The following is a 15,393-nucleotide window of genomic DNA, read 5'->3' on the forward strand; positions in this document are numbered from 1 at the left end:
CCGACCCCACCCTGATCGGTCGTCCCGTGCTGATCGCTCACCCCGACCTGAGCCGCCACCTGACCCTGGCCGCCGATCCTGCGCCGATCAGGCACCCCGCCTTGGTCCGCCACTCCACGCTGGTCGCCGGTCGCACTCTGACCGGTCGTCTCTGGTTGGTCAGCCATCCGGCGCTGGTCGCCGACCCCGCCCTGATCCCCGGTCCCACGCTGTCCAGTCATCCCGCTCTGGCCGCTGACCCCAGTGTGGTCCGCCGCCCCACGCCGGTCGCCGCTCTCACTCTGACCGGCCACCCCACTCTGGCCGCTCACCCCACTCTGGGCCGCCACCCCACGCCGGTCGCCGCTCTCACTCTGACCGGCCACCCCACTCTGGCCGCTCACCCCATCCTGGGCCGCCACCTCGCGCTGGTCGTTCGCCTGGCTGCGGTCGCTCATCCGGAGGCCGGCTTGATCGTTCCCGCCATCGCGATCGCCGACAGCACCGCGCCCGCCTTGTTCTGACACTCGTCGTCCTCCGACGCCGGGTTGGAGTCCGCCACGATCCCGGCCCCGGCCTGCACGTATGCCACGCCGTCCCGGATCAGCGCGGTTCGGATGGCGATCGCGGTGTCGGCGTCCCCGGCGAAGTCGATGTAGCCGACGACACCGCCGTAGAGCCCACGCCGGGTCGGCTCCAACTCCTCGATCAGTTCCATCGCGCGCGGCTTGGGCGCGCCGGACAGCGTCCCGGCCGGGAAGCATGCCGTGACCGCGTCGAACGCCGTCTTGCCCGGCGCCAGCTTGCCGGTCACGGTCGACACGATGTGCATGACGTGGCTGTACCGCTCGACCCGGAAGAAGTCCACCACGTGCACCGACCCCGGCAGGCACACCCGGCCGAGGTCGTTGCGGCCCAGGTCGACGAGCATCACGTGCTCGGCGCGTTCCTTCTCGTCGGACAGCAGGTCCTTCTCCAGGATCGCGTCCTCGTCCGCGTCCACCCCGCGCCAGCGCGTGCCCGCGATCGGGTGCGTGGTCGCGACCCCGTCCCGGACCGTGACCAGGGATTCCGGGCTGGATCCGACGATGTCGAACCCGTCCATCCGCAGCAGGTACATGTACGGGCTGGGGTTGGTGGTCCGCAGGATCCGGTACACGTCCAGCGAATCGGCCTCGGTGTTCATCTCGAACCGTTGGGACACCACGACCTGGAACGCCTCACCGGCGCGGATCGCTTCCTTGGCGGTCTCGACGGCCTGGCCGAAGTCCTCCCTGGTACGTCGCCGGGTGATCTCCGGGCGGGGCCGATCGAAGATCATCGCGGTCGGTTCGGCCGTGGTGCACAGCTGTGCCGTCATCCGGTTCAGGCGTTCGACCGCGTCGTCGTACGCCTCGTCCTGGCGCTCCAGCGAGTCGTCCCAGTTGATCGCGTTGGCGATCAGGGTGATCGTGCCCTCGTGGTGGTCCAGGGCGGCGAGGTCGGTCGCCATCATCATGACCAGCTCGGGGATCTGCAGGTCGTCCGTTGTCAACTCGGGCAGTCGCTCCAGGCGCCGGACCGTGTCGTACCCGATGTAGCCGACCATGCCCCCGGTCAGCGGCGGCAGGCCGGGCAGGGGCTCGGTGTGCAGGGTCTTGAACGTGTGCCGGAGCACTTCCAGCGGGTCGCCGTTGCCGTGCAGGTCGTGCGGGATCGTGCCGCTCCACGTGGCTTTGCCGCCGAAAGACGTGAGCCAGGACGCACAGCGAGCGCCCACGAACGACCACCGCGACCACGAACGGCCGTTCTCCGCCGACTCGAACAGGAACGTGCCCGTCCGGTCGCCGGCGAGCTTGCGGTACACCCCGACCGGGGTCTCCGCGTCCGCGAGCACCTTGCGAACCACGGGAATCACCCGGCGGTCCGGCGCAAGGGCGTGGAACTGCTCACGCGTGGGGCTGATCTCCCCCATTCCGGTCGACACCGGGATCTCGGATCCAATCACGCTGGCCATAGAGTCATTCTGCCGGGAATGTTCGGCATGCCCGCACCCGGGACAATTCATCAGATGTTGAAAAGTTTTTCGCGACGGGTGATGATGCACCCTGTGACAATGCGGGAGAGCAAGCGGCGTGGCCGTCGGCCGGCCGGCGCGGACACCAAGTCCGCCCTGGTCGCGGCCGCCATGGAGGTGTTCACCGAGCAGGGGTACGAAGGCGCAACGGTCCGGGCGATCGCCAAGCGCGCCGGCGTCGACCCGGCCATGGTGAACCACTGGTTCGGCGGCAAGGACGGCCTGTTCGCCAAGGCCGTCCTACAGTTGCCGATCGACCCCGAGGAGATCATCGCCGAGGTCACCGGCGGCGACCTGGACTCGGTGGGGGAACGTGTGGTGCGCCGTTTCCTGATCACGTGGGACAGCAACGGCGGCGGCCAGTTCGCGGCACTGGTGCGCAGCGTCGCCAGCCACGAGATGGCCCTGACCGGCCTGCGCGAACTGTTCATCACCAAGATCTTCAAACCCGTGACCGAGTACGCCGGCGGTGACGGCGATCCGATGTTCCGCGCCAACCTGGTCGCCAGCCAACTGATCGGCCTGGGAGTGATCCGTTACGTGGCCGAGTTCGACCCCATGGCGACCGCCGACATCGAGACGATCGTGGCCGCGGTCGCGCCGACGATCCAGCGCTACCTGACCGGAAAGATCACCTGACCCCGGTCATGGCGCGGACATCAGCACGTCGGCGTCAAAGCAGGTGTGGTCACCGGTGTGGCACGCCCCGTCAACCTGGTCGACGGTGAGCAGGACGGTGTCACCATCGCAGTCCAACCGGACTTCATGCACGTACTGCACGTGCCCGGAAGTCTCGCCCTTGACCCACAACTCCTGCCGGCTGCGCGAAAAGTAAGTGCCTCGCCGGGTGGCCAGCGTCAACGCGAGCGCCTTATCGTTCATCCACGCCACCATCAGGACGTCCCTGGTGGTCCGTTCCTGAACGACCGCACACACCAGCCCTTCGGCATCGCGCTTGAGGCGGCCGGCGATCTTCGGATCCAAGCTCACTTCGGCTCCAGGTACTGGCGGGCGGGCAGCGTGTTCAACAGCACAGCGCAATAGACGTACCCAGCGGTCAACACCCCGGACACCAGCCGAACCCACCAAGGCCCATCCGACATGGCGATGAGCAAATGCACCACAGCCAACACGAACACGGCACCAATGGCGATCACCCGAACAAACCGCAACCTCACCACCAACCCAACACACACAGCGGCCGCCAGAATCGCGGCCCCGACCGGCAACTTCAGAGTGTCCGCACCCCTGGCCAAAGCCACCGCCACGAACACCAACGCCCCCAGGGCGACAACCCCGGTGGCAATCCGTACCTCCATCGGCCCTCTCACCGACTCACCGCCTCCCACTCAAGACCCGCTGCACCAACGACCCCGCCCCCGCCTCACCCCCAAACCCAACCACCTACAACCCCACCATCCCAAGGCACCACCCCGCTGAATCTCCCATCAGCGCCGCGCCGAACCTCGCCCGCTCAGACCCTCCACACCGCCACCTCGCCGCGCCGTGACCCGGTCTCGTCCCCTCACCTTGCCTCCCCGCCCATCACCTCTCTCGCCGCGACGTGTCCCATCGCCCCGCCTCGCTGTGTCCCTGCCTCATCGCCTCGCCGCACCGTCTCATCGCCTCGCCGCACCATGGCCTGTCTCATCCCATCGCGCCGCACCGAGGCCCTGTCCCATCGCCGCGCCGTGGCCTGTCTCATCCCACCGCAGCACCGAGGCCCTGTCTCGTCTCGTCGCCTCGCGGCGCCGAAGCCCTGTCTCGCACCATCGCCTCGCTCGCCGCCCCAACGCCTGGCTCGCCGCACCGAAGCCCTGTCTCGTCCCATTGCCTCGCTCGCCGCACCGTGGCTCGGTCTCGCCCCATCGCCTCACCGACCGCTTCACTGGCCCCATGCCCTCGTGCCAAGCCCCAGCCTCGCCCCAACATCCCCGCCCACTGCTGGCCCCTGGTCCCAGCTCTGGTTGTCGCGGGCCGCGCGGAACTGTGGTCGGTCGGGAGTCACCGGACCTCGATTCCTTCGGCTCGCATGGCGTCCTTGACCTCGCCGATCCGGAGTTGTCCAAAGTGGAAGACGCTGGCCGCGAGGACCGCGTCGGCACCGGCGTGGACAGCGGGCGCGAAGTGGTCGACCGCGCCCGCGCCGCCGCTGGCGATCAGGGGGACGTCCACGACCTTTCGGACACGTTGGATCAGCTCGATGTCGAAGCCGGCTTTGGTGCCGTCGGCGTCCATCGAGTTGAGCAGGATCTCACCCACGCCAAGTTCCTGGCCCCGGCCGGCCCACTCGACCGCGTCGATTCCGGTGCCCCGGCGGCCGCCGTGGGTGGTCACCTCGAAGCCGGAGGGGGTGCCGCCGCCGCGGCGGGCGTCCACGGACAACACCACACATTGCGCACCGAATCGCTGGGACGCCTCATGGAGCAGTTCAGGCCGCAGGATCGCGGCGGTGTTGATGCTCACCTTGTCCGCCCCAGCGCGGAGCAGGCGGTTGATGTCCTCGACAGCTCGCACGCCGCCGCCGACAGTCAACGGGATGAACACCTGCTCGGCCGTTCGCCGGACGACGTCGAATGTGGTCTCGCGGTCCGAAGAGGACGCCGTGACGTCGAGGAACGTCAGTTCGTCCGCGCCTTCGGCGTCGTAGGCGGCGGCCAGTTCGACCGGGTCGCCCGCGTCCACCAGGTCCGTGAAGTTGACGCCCTTCACCACCCGCCCGGCGTCCACGTCCAGGCAGGGGATCACACGTACCGCGACAGCCATGGCGAGAGCCTACGTGGCACGCTGGTGACCATGGCACGTGCCGGACGCCGCCCAGGGCAGACCGAGACCCGCGAGCAGATCCTCACGGCCGCGCGTGCCCAGTTCGCCGCCTTGGGCTACGACGGGGCCACCATCCGCGGGATCGCCGCGGAGGCCTCGGTCAACCCCGCCCTCGTGCATCATTTCTTCGGCACGAAAGAGCAGGTGTTCGTGGCCGCGATGCAGCTGCCCGTCGACCCGGCGCTGATGGTGCCCACCTTGTTGGACGGACCTCGCGCCCAGTTCGGTGAACGAATGGTCCGGTTCTTCCTCACGGTGTGGGGCAATCCGGACACCCGCGAGCCCTTCCTGGCGTTGATGCGTTCGGTCATGTCCAACGAGCAGGCCGTGCGCATGCTTCGTCAGTTCATCAGCCGCACGGTCCTCGCCAAGGTGGCGGACGGCCTGGGCGTCCCGCGCCTGCGGATGGCCGCGGCCGCGTCCCATCTGATCGGTTTGGCGATCGTCCGGTACATCGTTGCTGTCGAGCCCCTCGCCAGCGCCGACGACGACGAGATCGTGGCCCTTGTTGGCCCGGTAGTGCAGCACTACGTCGACGGCTAACACCCACGCCAGGGGTTGACGGGGCAATTCCACGAGCGCAGAATTAAACGCATGATTAATTCTGTTGTGTCGGTGGAGGGGCTCACGGTCCGACGAGGCGGCCGCCCGGTGCTCCGAGGTATCGACTTTGAAGTTGTGCAAGGTTCCGTGACGGGCCTCCTCGGTCCGAGTGGATGTGGCAAGACCACGTTGATGCGTTCAGTTGTGGGCGTGCAGTTGGTCGACGGCGGCGCTGTGCGGGTACTCGGCCGCCCCGCGGGCCACCGGGACCTGCGCGACAAGATCGGTTACGCCACCCAGAATCCCGCGCTCTACAGCGACCTGACAGTCACGGAAGCGTTGCGCTACTTCTCATCCGTGCTCCGCGCCCCTGCCGGCGACGTGCGGCGAGTCATCCGGGAGGTCGGCCTCGAGTCCCACAAGGACGCCATGGTCGGCCAGCTGTCGGGCGGCCAACGCTCGCGTGCGAGCCTCGCCGTGGCCCTGCTCGGCACTCCGAAACTACTCGTCCTCGACGAGCCGACGGTGGGTTTGGACCCCGTCCTCCGCGAAGAACTCTGGAGCCTGTTCCATCGCTTGGCCGACACCGGCGTGACGCTCCTCGTGTCCAGTCACGTGATGGACGAAGCTGCTCGCTGCCAACGTCTTCTGCTGATGCGCGAAGGTCTGATCCTGGCCGACGACACACCGAGTGGTCTCCAGCGGAAGACCAACACAAAGGACGTCGAACAGGCATTCCTTCATCTCATCAAACAAGCCGCGTGAGCCGTCGACGACAGGTGCGTCCGTACCTCCCGGCCGGTGGGCCGGGACCGCCACCGATGGGAGTTCTGATGAATGCCTTGGCCACCGCGCGCCGACTGTTGGCGCAGTTGCGGCACGATCCCCGAACCATTGCCATGTTGCTCCTCCTTCCCACGCTGTTGATGGCATTGCTTCGGTTTGTGTTCAACGACGAACGTGCCTTCAGCCACGCGGCGCCTGCCATGCTCGGCGTGTTCCCGTTCGTCATCATGTTCATGATCACGTCCATCACCACGCTCCGAGAGCGCACGAGTGGCACGCTCGAGCGCCTGATGACCACACCGATCGGCAAGCTAGATCTTCTGTTCGGCTATGCGCTCGCGTTCGGCGTCGTCGCGACCGCTCAGGTCATCATCGCCACGTTCGTCTCGGTCTGGTGGCTGGGGCTGGACCTCGTAGGTCCACTATGGATTCTTCTGGTCATCACCGTGCTGGACGCGCTGTTGGGAATGGCGATCGGGCTGTTCGTGAGCGCGTTCGCCCGAACGGAGTTCCAGGCCGTGCAGTTCATGCCTGTGTTCGTGTTGCCTCAGGTCCTCCTGTGCGGTCTGTTCGTGCCACGGGGTTCGATGGCACAGTTGCTGAACTGGTTGTCAGATGTGATGCCGTTGTCCTACGCGGTGGACGCGTTGCTGCACGTGACCGCGTCCGACGAATTCACTGGCACGTTGCTCCGGAACCTTGTGATCATCGCCTGCTGCGCGCTGCTTGCACTGGTCCTTGGCGCGATGACTTTGCGTCGCCGCACACCGTGACTATTCTGTTAACAGTGACGACTGGGGTAGTGACGGCCGTGAGCCGCAGCAATGAGTACACGTTCAGCAAGCCGAACGAGGCCAGTATCACGCTGGTCGCGGGCCTCGGGGTGGAGGGCGACGCCCACCAGGGTGCGACGGTGAAGCATCGGTCAAGGATGGCCCGCGACCCAAGTCAGCCCAATCTGCGCCAGGTGCACCTTGTCCACCAAGAGCTGCACGACGAGTTGCGCGACAAGGGGTTCGCGGTCGGGCCGGGTGACATCGGCGAAAACGTGACCACCAGCGGGATCGACCTGCTCGCACTGCCGGCGGGCACCCGGCTGCACTTGGGCGCGCTGGCCGTCGTCGAGGTCACTGGCCTGCGCAACCCTTGTCTCCAGTTGGACGGTTTCCAGCGCGGCCTGCAGAAAGCCGTGCTTGATCGCGACGCGGCGGGCAGACTGGTCCGTAAAGCAGGGATCATGTCGATCGTGGTGGCCGGTGGCGAAGTACGACCCGGCGACCCGATCACGGTCGTGGTCCCGCCCGAGCCGCACACGCCATTGGAGCCGGTCTAGAGTGGACACCGAGCTGGCCAGGCTGGCCGACGGAAAGTACGTGCTGGTCACCACCTTTCGCCGGGACGGTACGCCGGTCGGCACACCCGTCTGGGTCTGCCGGGACGGCGAGTCCCTCGTGTTCTCGAGCGGACGGTCGACCGGCAAGGTCAAACGCCTCCGCAGGGACAACTCCGTCGAACTCGCGGCATGCGACATCCGGGGCATGTCCACAGGCGCGGTCGTGAAAGCCAAGGCGGAGTTGCTCGACGCGACGGACGCGGGGCGCATCCACAGGTTGCTGGCTCGGAAGTACGGATTCATCGCTCGTCTCACTTTCTGGGGTAGCAGGTTGCGACGTGGCCGGGAAGGCACAGTCTGCTTCGCTGTGACGTCAACTCTAGGTTGACGGCAGCGCTGAGTCAACCTAGAGTTGACGGCATGCGGAACACACCACGCCTCGGCGACCTGATCGACGTGATAGACGGTCTCCATCCGAACGGCGACCCATTGAAGAAGCTCAGTGACGCCGTCCATCTGGCCCAGCACATGAACGAGCTGGCCGACCACCTGATCGGCCATTTCGTCGACCGCGCGCGGCACTCGGGCGCCTCCTGGACCGAGATCGGCCAGAACATGGGGGTGACCAAGCAGGCCGCCCAGAAGAGGTTCACCTCGAACGCCCCAGAACAGCTGGATCTCTCCCAGTTCGCCCGGTTCACCAACTACGCTCGCGAGGCCACAGTGGCAGCGCAGGGCGAGGCGCGTACCGGCGGACAAGCGACCATCGAACCCGGCCACATCCTCCTCGGGCTGTTGCACCAGCCGGAAGCCTTGGCCGCCAAGGCAATGGCCACGCTCGGGGCATCACCCGAAGCGGTCCGCGCCGCTGTCACGGCCAAGCTCGGCCCGCCCGCCGAGAACCCCCCGGGCGAACACATCCCCTTCTCCGGCGCGTCCAAGAAGGTCCTGGAACTGACGGTCCGCGAAGCCCTCAGATTGGGGCACAACCATGTCGGCACAGAACACATCCTGTTGGGGTTACTCGCCTTAGGCACCAACGTGGCCGGCCCTGACGCCCTGGCCGCGCTCGACATCACCACTCCGCGCGTCGAGGCGGAGATCTCGGTGCACATCGCCAAGCACTCACCGGAAAGGGAACCCGCAGAAAAGCAAGAGTCTTCAGCGTGAGCAACGGGCACATGCCGAAACATCGACCAACCTTTATCCGGCACTGTCCGGAGGATTGGAGGAGGAGCTTCGACGTCGCGGATGACGACTTGTGCCACGTGGCTGAGCATTGGGTTCGCTTGCGCAGAACCAACCTGATCGAGTCGACGTTCGCCACTCAACCGGCACGCACCAAGGTCACCCAAGGCCCGGGATCCCGCGTGGCCGAGCTGGCGATGGCGTTCGACTCATCGACGGCACGCAAGCCCGCTGGCGCGCGGTGAACGCATCACACCTCGTCGCGCTCGTCCGCGTCGACGCCCGCTTCGACAATGGCCGACTCGTCGAGCGGGGAGCGGCGGTGGCCTCGTGAGCACGCCAGCTCACCCGACCGGCGGCACCCGGGAATGGCCCACCGACACGTTGACCGCGTTGCGGCTCGGTCAGCGACTGGTCACTGAGATACGAGCCTCTCGACCCGGCCGGCGGGCTTTCGTCGACATCACCCCGCTCATCACCCCTGCGGACGTCGAAGCCCGCAGCCAGGGCTGGGATACGAGCCGACTACGCCCGCACCTTCACACTGCAGTACTGGGACTACGACGGTGACCGGCTCGACGGCCTCGACCACAACATCGGAGCAGTCCTGATCAAGTCCGCGACCGCCGCCGGTGAATCGGAACTGGTCGCCATCCTCGAAGCGTGGGACCTACATCCCGAACAGTTTCGTTACCCGTGACGAACCAGCGATCCGAAATAGCCACCCAGGCCGAGGAGAACAAACAATCATCCACAGGTTGTTTGCTATCTCCCGCGACTGGACCACACGAGCCACACCCCGCCTGGGCATCTGCCTGAGCAGGCCGATCCTGGCGTCCGGAGTCGTGGTTGCGAATGGAGGCGGTTGGATGGAATGTGCTGGGCCCGCACCTCACCCGTGTTTCGCTGTCGGGTGGGCCGCTGCGGCGTTTGCCCCTCGATGGCTTGGGTAGCTCGGTCACGGTTGCCTCGGCCTGGCTGAGGGCAAGCCCCGGAGCCTGGCAGCTGGCTCGGGCGCGCGCGGCTCGGACTCGGGGCCTCGGTGATGGTAGTGGGTGTCAGCGGGTGGCGGCGAGAGCGTCGGGCAGGGTGAATGCTCCCGCGTACAAGGCCTTTCCGATGATCGCGCCTTCCAGGCCGTCGGGGACCAGCGTGGCGAGGGTGCGCAGGTCGTCCACACTGGACACGCCGCCGGAGGCGATGACGGGGGCGTCGGTCCGGGCGCAGACTTCGCTCAGCAGGTCGATGTTGGGGCCGCGGAGGGTGCCGTCCTTGCTGACGTCGGTGACCACGTAGCGGGCGCAGCCGTCCCGGTCAAGGCGGTCGAGGACGTCCCAGAGGTCGCCGCCGTCCTCGGTCCAGCCGCGGGTGGCGAGACGGTGGCCAGCTTCGGTGATGCGCACGTCGAGGCCGACGGCGATCTTCTCGCCGTATTCACTGATGGCCTCGGCGCACCAGGTCGGGTTCTCCAGAGCGGCAGTGCCCAGGTTGACACGAGCGCAGCCGGTGCCGAGGGCGGCTTTCAAGGAGGTGTCGTCGCGGATGCCGCCGGACAGTTCGACCTGGATGTCCAGTTCGCCGACCAGGCGGGCCAGCAGTTCGCGGTTGGTGCCCCGGCCGAACGCGGCGTCCAAGTCGACCACGTGGATCCACTCGGCGCCGTCCCGCTGCCACGCGCGGGCGGCCTCGATCGGGTCGCCATATCCGGTCTCGGTGCCGGCTTCGCCCTGGACCAGCCGGACAGCCCGGCCGTCGACAACATCAACTGCGGGAAGGAGCGTGAACGTCACGGCGGACACTCTACGTGCCGACCGCGGCGGCGAGGGCAGCCAGACCAGCTAAGCGTTCCAGGAACTTGGGTGAGGATATTCGCGCTGTCCACTGCCTAGGAAGAATTCCGACGATGTGCGCTGTCTCCCAACTGAACACAATGGAGTGTTGGCCCGGCATACGGACAGTCACGGCCGACGTTGGCCGCGGGTCGTTGTGACCACGCGGGTTCATCGCAGGGAGTTCAACCAGTTGTCCAGGACGTGCGCGCCCGCGTCCCCGGACTTCTCCGGGTGGAACTGGGTCGCGGACAGGGCACCGTTCTCCACCGCTGCGACGAAGTCACAGCCGTGGTTCGCCCAGGTCACCAGGGGTGCCGCGAGCGTTTCGTCGGGTTCGAGCTCCCACTTGCGGACACCGTACGAGTGGACGAAGTAGAACCGCGAGTCCGTGGGCAGTCCGTCGAACAACGTCGTGCCATCAGGGATCCGGACAGTGTTCCATCCCATGTGCGGCACCACGTCCGCTTCGAGCCGTTCGACCGTGCCAGGCCACTCGTCACAACCGTCGGTCTCGGCACCGTGCTCGATACCCCGGCTGAACAGGATCTGCATCCCCACACAGATCCCCAGCACCGGCCGCCCACCAGCAAGGCGCGTGCCGATGATCCGTTCACCCCGCACGGCTTTCAACTGAGCCATGCACGCGGCGAACGCACCCACACCTGGCACCACCAAACCGTCCGCGTCGAGCGCCGCACGATGGTCAGCCGTCACCTCGACGTCCGCGCCAACACGCTTGAGGGCGCGTTCGGCGGAGCGAAGGTTCCCCGACCCATAGTCCAACACGACAACTCGCACGCCCTGAGTCTACTGGGCAAGCCCCGTCAGCCCCCGCACCGGATTCGGAGCCCCGAAATTGTCGGTGCCCTCCGCTAACGTTGAAATCGGGGGTCCCCCTCGAAGGGGACGCCTGTCGCGGCGTGGAACGACGGGAGTGCGGATCGACGGACCAACCGGACAGTGCACCAGCGAACAACGCCACCAGCTAACCGTGCCATCAACTGACGGCCGGCTGGGGTTACGGCCGGCCGGGGTTACGGCGGTCGGAATGACGGCGGTCGGAAATGACGGGTGCAGCGACGGAATGGGGTCGGGCGGGGCGTTGGGTTGGGCTGGTTGAGTTGGGCTGGTTGAGTTGGGTTGAGTTGGGTGAGGCGGCGGATTGGGTGGGTGGGTGGGTGGGTGGGTGGGTCAGGATGATTCGACTGCGGTTTTGATTCGTTGGGCGAAGGCTGGGGCGTCTTTCTTTGCTTGGCTGAGGGCTATGCCTACCAGCAGTTTGCCGATTCCGTGGCCTTCCAGGGCGTTGAAGATTCTCAGGCGGGTCTTTCCTTCTCCCGCGGATTCCAGGTCGTAGCCGCCTTCGCGGGAGGTGACGATGTTCTTGGAGGTTTCCGACCAGCGGATTTTTTGGTTCGGTTCCAGTTCGGTGATTCGGATTTCTCGGTTTGTCTTCATTCCGGCGTCTTTTACCGTGCTGGTGAAGACCGTTCCTACTTGGGTGGGGCCGTCCGGGGTTTTCTCGATGGTCAGCACTCGGGGGCTGAAGTCGGGGTCGTTCGTGCCTTCGGACAGGTAGACGAAGACTTCCTCGACTGGGCGATCGATTTCCACGGTGGCTTCGAACTGGCCGGTCATGCCCGCTCCTTCCGGTCCGCCCCTGGCCCGCCTATTAGAGCATCCAGGCGACCGCCCCGCCGAGGGCCAACGCCGCCAGGAGGCCGAGCAGGAGTGCGAACACCTTCGCTGTCTTCCAGGCCGCGTACACCCCGCCGGCGAGGAATCCGGCGACCACGATCAGGCCGATGACGGCGACTTCCTTGGGCACTACAGGACACCCTTCGTGGAGGGGACGCCGCTGGCCCGCGGGTCCGGTTCCACCGCCGCCCGCAGGGCCCTGGCCACCGCTTTGAACTGGGCTTCGGTGATGTGATGTGGGTCCCGGCCGTGGATCACCCGGATGTGCAGCGCGATCCCGGCGTGGAAGGCCAGTGAGTCGAACACGTGCCGGTTCAGCACGAACGGGTAGTTCCCGCCGATCGTGAACGTGTCGAACTGCGGCGGTTCGCCGACGTGGACGCAGTAGGGGCGGCCGGAGACGTCCACGGCGGCGTGGGCGAGTGTCTCGTCCATGGGGATCCAGGCGTCGCCGAAGCGGCGGATGCCGGCTTTGGTGCCGAGGGCTTCGCGGATGGCCTGGCCGAGGACGATCGCGGTGTCCTCCACGGTGTGGTGGGCGTCGATCTCGATGTCGCCGGTGGCGCGGGCGACCAGGTCGAACGAGCCGTGCGCGCCGAACGCGGTGAGCATGTGGTCGTAGAACGGCACTCCGGTGCCGACGTCGAGTTTGCCGGTGCCGTCCAGGTCGATCTCGACCCGGACGGACGACTCCTTCGTGGTCCGCTCGACCTTGCCGATCCGATTCACCCGATGATCTCCTTACTGGCCGCCAGGAAGGCGTCGTTCTCGTCCGGTGCCCCGATCGTCACGCGCAGGTGCCCCTTGATGCCCACGTCCCGGATCAGCACCCCGCGGTCCAGGTAGGCCTGCCAGGCGTCCGGCGAGAACGGTCCGAACAGGACGAAGTTGGCGTCGCTCGGCACCACTGTGAAGCCCATGCCGGCAAGCGCGGCCACCACACGTTCGCGCTCGGCGACGAGTTGCGCTACCGAGGCGAGGGTCGCGTCCGCGTGCCGCAGGGCGGCTCGCGCGGCGGCCTGGGTGAGGACCGACAGGTGATAGGGCAAGCGCACGAGTTGCAGGGCGTCGACCACCGCAGGGGCCGCGATCAGGTAGCCGAGCCGGCCGCCGGCGAAGGCGAAGGCTTTGCTCATCGTGCGGGTCACGATCAGCTTGTCCGCGTACTCGTCCAGTAGGGACACCGCGCTGGGGCGGCTGGAGAACTCCGCGTACGCCTCGTCCACGACGACCATGCCGGGCGCCCCGGACACGAGCTCGCGCAGGTCGTCCAGGGGCACGGACTGGCCGGTCGGGTTGTTGGGGCTGGTCACGAACGTCAGGTCCGGCTGTCGGTCCCGCAGGATCGCCATGGCCTGGTCGACGTCCAGGGAGAAGTCCGGGCGACGCGGCGTGGGCGCCCACTCCGTGCGGGTGCCGGCCGCGATGATCGGGTGCATCGAGTAGGACGGTTCGAACCCCAACGCGACCCGGCCGGGCCCGCCGAACGCCTGCAGGATTTCCTGCAGGATCTCGTTCGAACCGTTGGCGGCCCATACATCCGCGCCGCTGACCGAAAATCCTGCGCTCTGGGAGATGTACGCCGCAAGATCCGCACGGAGGTCCACCGCGTCCCGGTCCGGGTAGCGGTGCAGGTCACGGGCCACGACAGCGATCGACCGGGTCACGTCGTCGACGAGTGCGGGCGGTGGCGGATACGGGTTCTCGTTGGTGTTCAGCCGGACTGCCACGTCCAGTTGCGGCGCGCCGTACGGTGTGCGGCCGCGCAGGTCGTCGCGGAGCGGCAGGTCTGCGAGCTTGACGTCTTTCACGGGGTTTCGTCCTGGAATCGGGCGGCCACAGCCTGGCCGTGCGCGGGCAGGTCCTCGGCGTTCGCGAGCGCGATCACCTTGCTCGCGACCTCCCGGAGCGCGTCCTTCGAGTAGTCCACCACGTGGATGCCCTTCAGGAACGTCTGCACCGAGAGGCCCGACGAATGTCGGGCACAGCCGCCCGTCGGCAGCACATGGTTCGAACCCGCACAGTAATCCCCAAGGGACACAGGCGAATGAGCGCCGACGAACACCGCGCCGGCATTCCGCACCCGCGCGGCCACCGAACGCGCCGAAGCGGTCTGGATCTCCAGGTGCTCGGCGGCGTACGCGTCGACGACTGTCAACCCGTCGTCCACAGTGGACACCAGGACGCAGCCGGACTGCTTGCCTGTCAACGCGGTCAGCACCCGCTCGTTGTGCTTGGTCGCGTTCACCTGGCGACTCAGCTCGACGTCCACCGCGTCCGCCAGCTCCGGTGACGTGGTGACGAGGACGCTCGCCGCCAAGGTGTCGTGTTCGGCCTGGCTGATCAGGTCCGCGGCCACGTGCACCGGGTCGGCCGAGCCGTCCGCGAGGATCGCGATCTCGGTCGGGCCGGCCTCCGAGTCGATCCCGATCAGCCCCCTGAGCAGGCGTTTCGCCGCTGTCAAGTAGATGTTCCCCGGGCCGGTGACCATGTCGACCGACTCCAGCACAGCACCGTCGGTGTCCGTCCCGCCGTACGCCAGCAACGCGACGGCCTGCGCGCCGCCCACGGCCCACACCTCTTCGACGCCCAACAGTGCGCACGCGGCGAGCACAGTCGGGTGCGGCAGGCCGTTGTAGTCCTTCTGCGGCGGCGAACACACGACGAGCGACTCGACACCCGCGGTCTGCGCGGGAACGACGTTCATGACGACGCTCGACGGATACACCGCGAGGCCACCCGGCGCGTACAAGCCCACACGACGCACCGGAACCCAGCGTTCGGTCACCGTGCCACCGTCCACGACCGTCGTCGTGGTGTCCGCACGGCGCTGGTCGGCGTGCACCACCCGAGCCCGTTTGATGGACTCCAGCAGCGCCTCCCGGACCGCTGGGTCCAACGACGCCTCAGCCTCGGCCAACGACGCCGCCGGCACACGCACCGAAGCGGGCCGGACCTGGTCGAACTGCTCGGTGTACGCCAGCACGGCCTCGACCCCGCGATGACGGACCGCGTCGACCACCGGACGGACGCGGTCGAGCACCGCGTCCACGTCCATTTCCGCCCGGGGCAGGGCGGCCCGCAGCTCGGCGGGCGACGGGACACGTCCACGCAGGTCGATACGGCTGAGCATGGCTCAAGGGTAAGGGTCC

20 protein-coding genes and 1 pseudogene are annotated in these 15,393 nt (G+C 67.3%); 10 read left to right on the forward strand and 11 right to left on the reverse strand.

Going from position 1 to position 15,393, the window contains the following annotated elements; translation table 11 throughout:
- Positions 1–26: 26 nt before the first annotated feature.
- Entirely contained in the window at positions 27–503 is a 477-nt protein-coding gene (locus tag EV192_RS56020; protein ID WP_243727088.1) for a hypothetical protein, read from the forward strand.
- On the opposite strand, the gene EV192_RS26415 is transcribed toward EV192_RS56020, so the two are convergent.
- Positions 434–1,975 (reverse strand): anthranilate synthase component I, encoded by a 1,542-nt coding sequence (locus EV192_RS26415; RefSeq protein ID WP_132120026.1) that lies wholly within the window; start codon positions 1,973–1,975, stop codon positions 434–436. The two genes, EV192_RS56020 and EV192_RS26415, sit on opposite strands and share 70 nt — an antisense overlap.
- 99 nt (positions 1,976–2,074) lie before the next feature.
- On the opposite strand from EV192_RS26415, the gene EV192_RS26420 reads away from it, so the two are divergent.
- Positions 2,075–2,674 (forward strand): TetR/AcrR family transcriptional regulator, encoded by a 600-nt coding sequence (locus EV192_RS26420; RefSeq protein ID WP_341770901.1) that lies wholly within the window; start codon positions 2,075–2,077, stop codon positions 2,672–2,674.
- Positions 2,675–2,680: 6 nt separating this feature from the next.
- Here EV192_RS26420 and hisI read toward each other — a convergent pair whose 3' ends face one another.
- The 3 genes from hisI to hisF form a co-directional block, all read right to left on the reverse strand.
- Positions 2,681–3,025: a phosphoribosyl-AMP cyclohydrolase gene (gene hisI, locus EV192_RS26425; protein WP_132120028.1), complete on the reverse strand. Its 345-nt coding sequence runs from the start codon at positions 3,023–3,025 to the stop codon at positions 2,681–2,683.
- The gene (locus EV192_RS26430; protein ID WP_132120030.1) at positions 3,022–3,354 is read right to left on the reverse strand and encodes a hypothetical protein; all 333 of its coding nucleotides are present in this window, start codon (positions 3,352–3,354) and stop codon (positions 3,022–3,024) included. Before EV192_RS26430 ends, hisI begins: the two co-directional genes overlap by 4 nt.
- 685 nt (positions 3,355–4,039) lie before the next feature.
- The gene (gene hisF, locus EV192_RS26435) at positions 4,040–4,801 is read right to left on the reverse strand and encodes an imidazole glycerol phosphate synthase subunit HisF (protein ID WP_132120039.1); all 762 of its coding nucleotides are present in this window, start codon (positions 4,799–4,801) and stop codon (positions 4,040–4,042) included.
- 30 nt (positions 4,802–4,831) lie between these two features.
- Between hisF and EV192_RS26440 the strand changes: the two genes are divergently transcribed.
- From EV192_RS26440 to EV192_RS26475, 8 genes and pseudogenes are all read left to right on the forward strand, one after another.
- Complete coding sequence (locus tag EV192_RS26440) at positions 4,832–5,404, forward strand: TetR/AcrR family transcriptional regulator (protein WP_132120041.1); 573 nt, start codon at positions 4,832–4,834, stop codon at positions 5,402–5,404.
- Between the two features lie 51 nt (positions 5,405–5,455).
- Complete coding sequence (locus EV192_RS26445) at positions 5,456–6,169, forward strand: ABC transporter ATP-binding protein (RefSeq protein WP_132120043.1); 714 nt, start codon at positions 5,456–5,458, stop codon at positions 6,167–6,169.
- A 68-nt stretch (positions 6,170–6,237) separates the two neighbouring features.
- Positions 6,238–6,963, forward strand: a complete 726-nt coding sequence (locus tag EV192_RS26450) for an ABC transporter permease (protein ID WP_132120045.1) — start codon at positions 6,238–6,240, stop codon at positions 6,961–6,963.
- Between the two features lie 14 nt (positions 6,964–6,977).
- On the forward strand, positions 6,978–7,523 hold the full coding sequence (locus EV192_RS56025; RefSeq protein WP_165960619.1) for an MOSC domain-containing protein: 546 nt from the start codon (positions 6,978–6,980) through the stop codon (positions 7,521–7,523).
- Position 7,524: 1 nt separating this feature from the next.
- Positions 7,525–7,911 (forward strand): PPOX class F420-dependent oxidoreductase, encoded by a 387-nt coding sequence (locus EV192_RS26460; RefSeq protein WP_165960620.1) that lies wholly within the window; start codon positions 7,525–7,527, stop codon positions 7,909–7,911.
- Positions 7,912–7,943: 32 nt separating this feature from the next.
- Positions 7,944–8,693, forward strand: coding sequence for a Clp protease N-terminal domain-containing protein (locus EV192_RS26465; RefSeq protein WP_132120047.1), 750 nt, complete (start codon positions 7,944–7,946; stop codon positions 8,691–8,693).
- A 101-nt stretch (positions 8,694–8,794) separates the two neighbouring features.
- Positions 8,795–9,045: pseudogene (locus EV192_RS56030) on the forward strand (IS256 family transposase); the annotation flags it as partial.
- Complete coding sequence (locus tag EV192_RS26475) at positions 9,042–9,281, forward strand: hypothetical protein (RefSeq protein ID WP_132120049.1); 240 nt, start codon at positions 9,042–9,044, stop codon at positions 9,279–9,281. The pseudogene EV192_RS56030 and the gene EV192_RS26475, both read left to right, overlap by 4 nt.
- A gap of 488 nt (positions 9,282–9,769) precedes the next feature.
- Here the strand turns inward: EV192_RS26475 and priA are convergent, their stop codons facing one another.
- The 7 genes from priA to hisD form a co-directional block, all read right to left on the reverse strand.
- The gene (gene priA / locus EV192_RS26480; RefSeq protein WP_132120051.1) at positions 9,770–10,501 is read right to left on the reverse strand and encodes a bifunctional 1-(5-phosphoribosyl)-5-((5-phosphoribosylamino)methylideneamino)imidazole-4-carboxamide isomerase/phosphoribosylanthranilate isomerase PriA; all 732 of its coding nucleotides are present in this window, start codon (positions 10,499–10,501) and stop codon (positions 9,770–9,772) included.
- Positions 10,502–10,711: 210 nt separating this feature from the next.
- Positions 10,712–11,341 carry an imidazole glycerol phosphate synthase subunit HisH gene (gene hisH / locus EV192_RS26485; protein ID WP_132120053.1) on the reverse strand — a complete coding sequence of 210 codons (630 nt, stop codon included), beginning with the start codon at positions 11,339–11,341 and terminating at the stop codon, positions 10,712–10,714.
- Between the two features lie 393 nt (positions 11,342–11,734).
- Positions 11,735–12,181 (reverse strand): SRPBCC family protein, encoded by a 447-nt coding sequence (locus tag EV192_RS26490; protein ID WP_132120055.1) that lies wholly within the window; start codon positions 12,179–12,181, stop codon positions 11,735–11,737.
- A gap of 34 nt (positions 12,182–12,215) precedes the next feature.
- Positions 12,216–12,371, reverse strand: coding sequence for a hypothetical protein (locus EV192_RS54050; protein ID WP_165960621.1), 156 nt, complete (start codon positions 12,369–12,371; stop codon positions 12,216–12,218).
- Entirely contained in the window at positions 12,371–12,970 is a 600-nt protein-coding gene (gene hisB, locus EV192_RS26495; protein ID WP_132120057.1) for an imidazoleglycerol-phosphate dehydratase HisB, read from the reverse strand. Before hisB ends, EV192_RS54050 begins: the two co-directional genes overlap by 1 nt.
- Complete coding sequence (locus tag EV192_RS26500; RefSeq protein WP_132120059.1) at positions 12,967–14,052, reverse strand: histidinol-phosphate transaminase; 1,086 nt, start codon at positions 14,050–14,052, stop codon at positions 12,967–12,969. Before EV192_RS26500 ends, hisB begins: the two co-directional genes overlap by 4 nt.
- The gene (hisD, locus tag EV192_RS26505) at positions 14,049–15,374 is read right to left on the reverse strand and encodes a histidinol dehydrogenase (protein WP_132120061.1); all 1,326 of its coding nucleotides are present in this window, start codon (positions 15,372–15,374) and stop codon (positions 14,049–14,051) included. Before hisD ends, EV192_RS26500 begins: the two co-directional genes overlap by 4 nt.
- Between the last annotated feature and the right edge of the window lie 19 nt (positions 15,375–15,393).

It is taken from the genome of Actinocrispum wychmicini (genome assembly GCF_004345645.1).
Classification (GTDB): Bacteria; Actinomycetota; Actinomycetes; order Mycobacteriales; family Pseudonocardiaceae; genus Kibdelosporangium; species Kibdelosporangium wychmicini.

Coding starts and splice junctions, on each gene's coding strand:
- EV192_RS26490 (WP_132120055.1), bottom strand. CDS start 12,181: ATGACCGGCCAGTTCGAAGCCACCGTGGAAATCGATCGCCCAGTCGAG.
- EV192_RS26415 (WP_132120026.1), bottom strand. CDS start 1,975: ATGGCCAGCGTGATTGGATCCGAGATCCCGGTGTCGACCGGAATGGGG.
- EV192_RS26465 (WP_132120047.1), top strand. CDS start 7,944: ATGCGGAACACACCACGCCTCGGCGACCTGATCGACGTGATAGACGGT.
- hisF (WP_132120039.1), bottom strand. CDS start 4,801: ATGGCTGTCGCGGTACGTGTGATCCCCTGCCTGGACGTGGACGCCGGG.
- EV192_RS26445 (WP_132120043.1), top strand. CDS start 5,456: ATGATTAATTCTGTTGTGTCGGTGGAGGGGCTCACGGTCCGACGAGGC.
- EV192_RS26430 (WP_132120030.1), bottom strand. CDS start 3,354: ATGGAGGTACGGATTGCCACCGGGGTTGTCGCCCTGGGGGCGTTGGTG.
- EV192_RS26450 (WP_132120045.1), top strand. CDS start 6,238: ATGAATGCCTTGGCCACCGCGCGCCGACTGTTGGCGCAGTTGCGGCAC.
- hisD (WP_132120061.1), bottom strand. CDS start 15,374: ATGCTCAGCCGTATCGACCTGCGTGGACGTGTCCCGTCGCCCGCCGAG.
- EV192_RS26440 (WP_132120041.1), top strand. CDS start 4,832: ATGGCACGTGCCGGACGCCGCCCAGGGCAGACCGAGACCCGCGAGCAG.
- EV192_RS26420 (WP_341770901.1), top strand. CDS start 2,075: ATGCGGGAGAGCAAGCGGCGTGGCCGTCGGCCGGCCGGCGCGGACACC.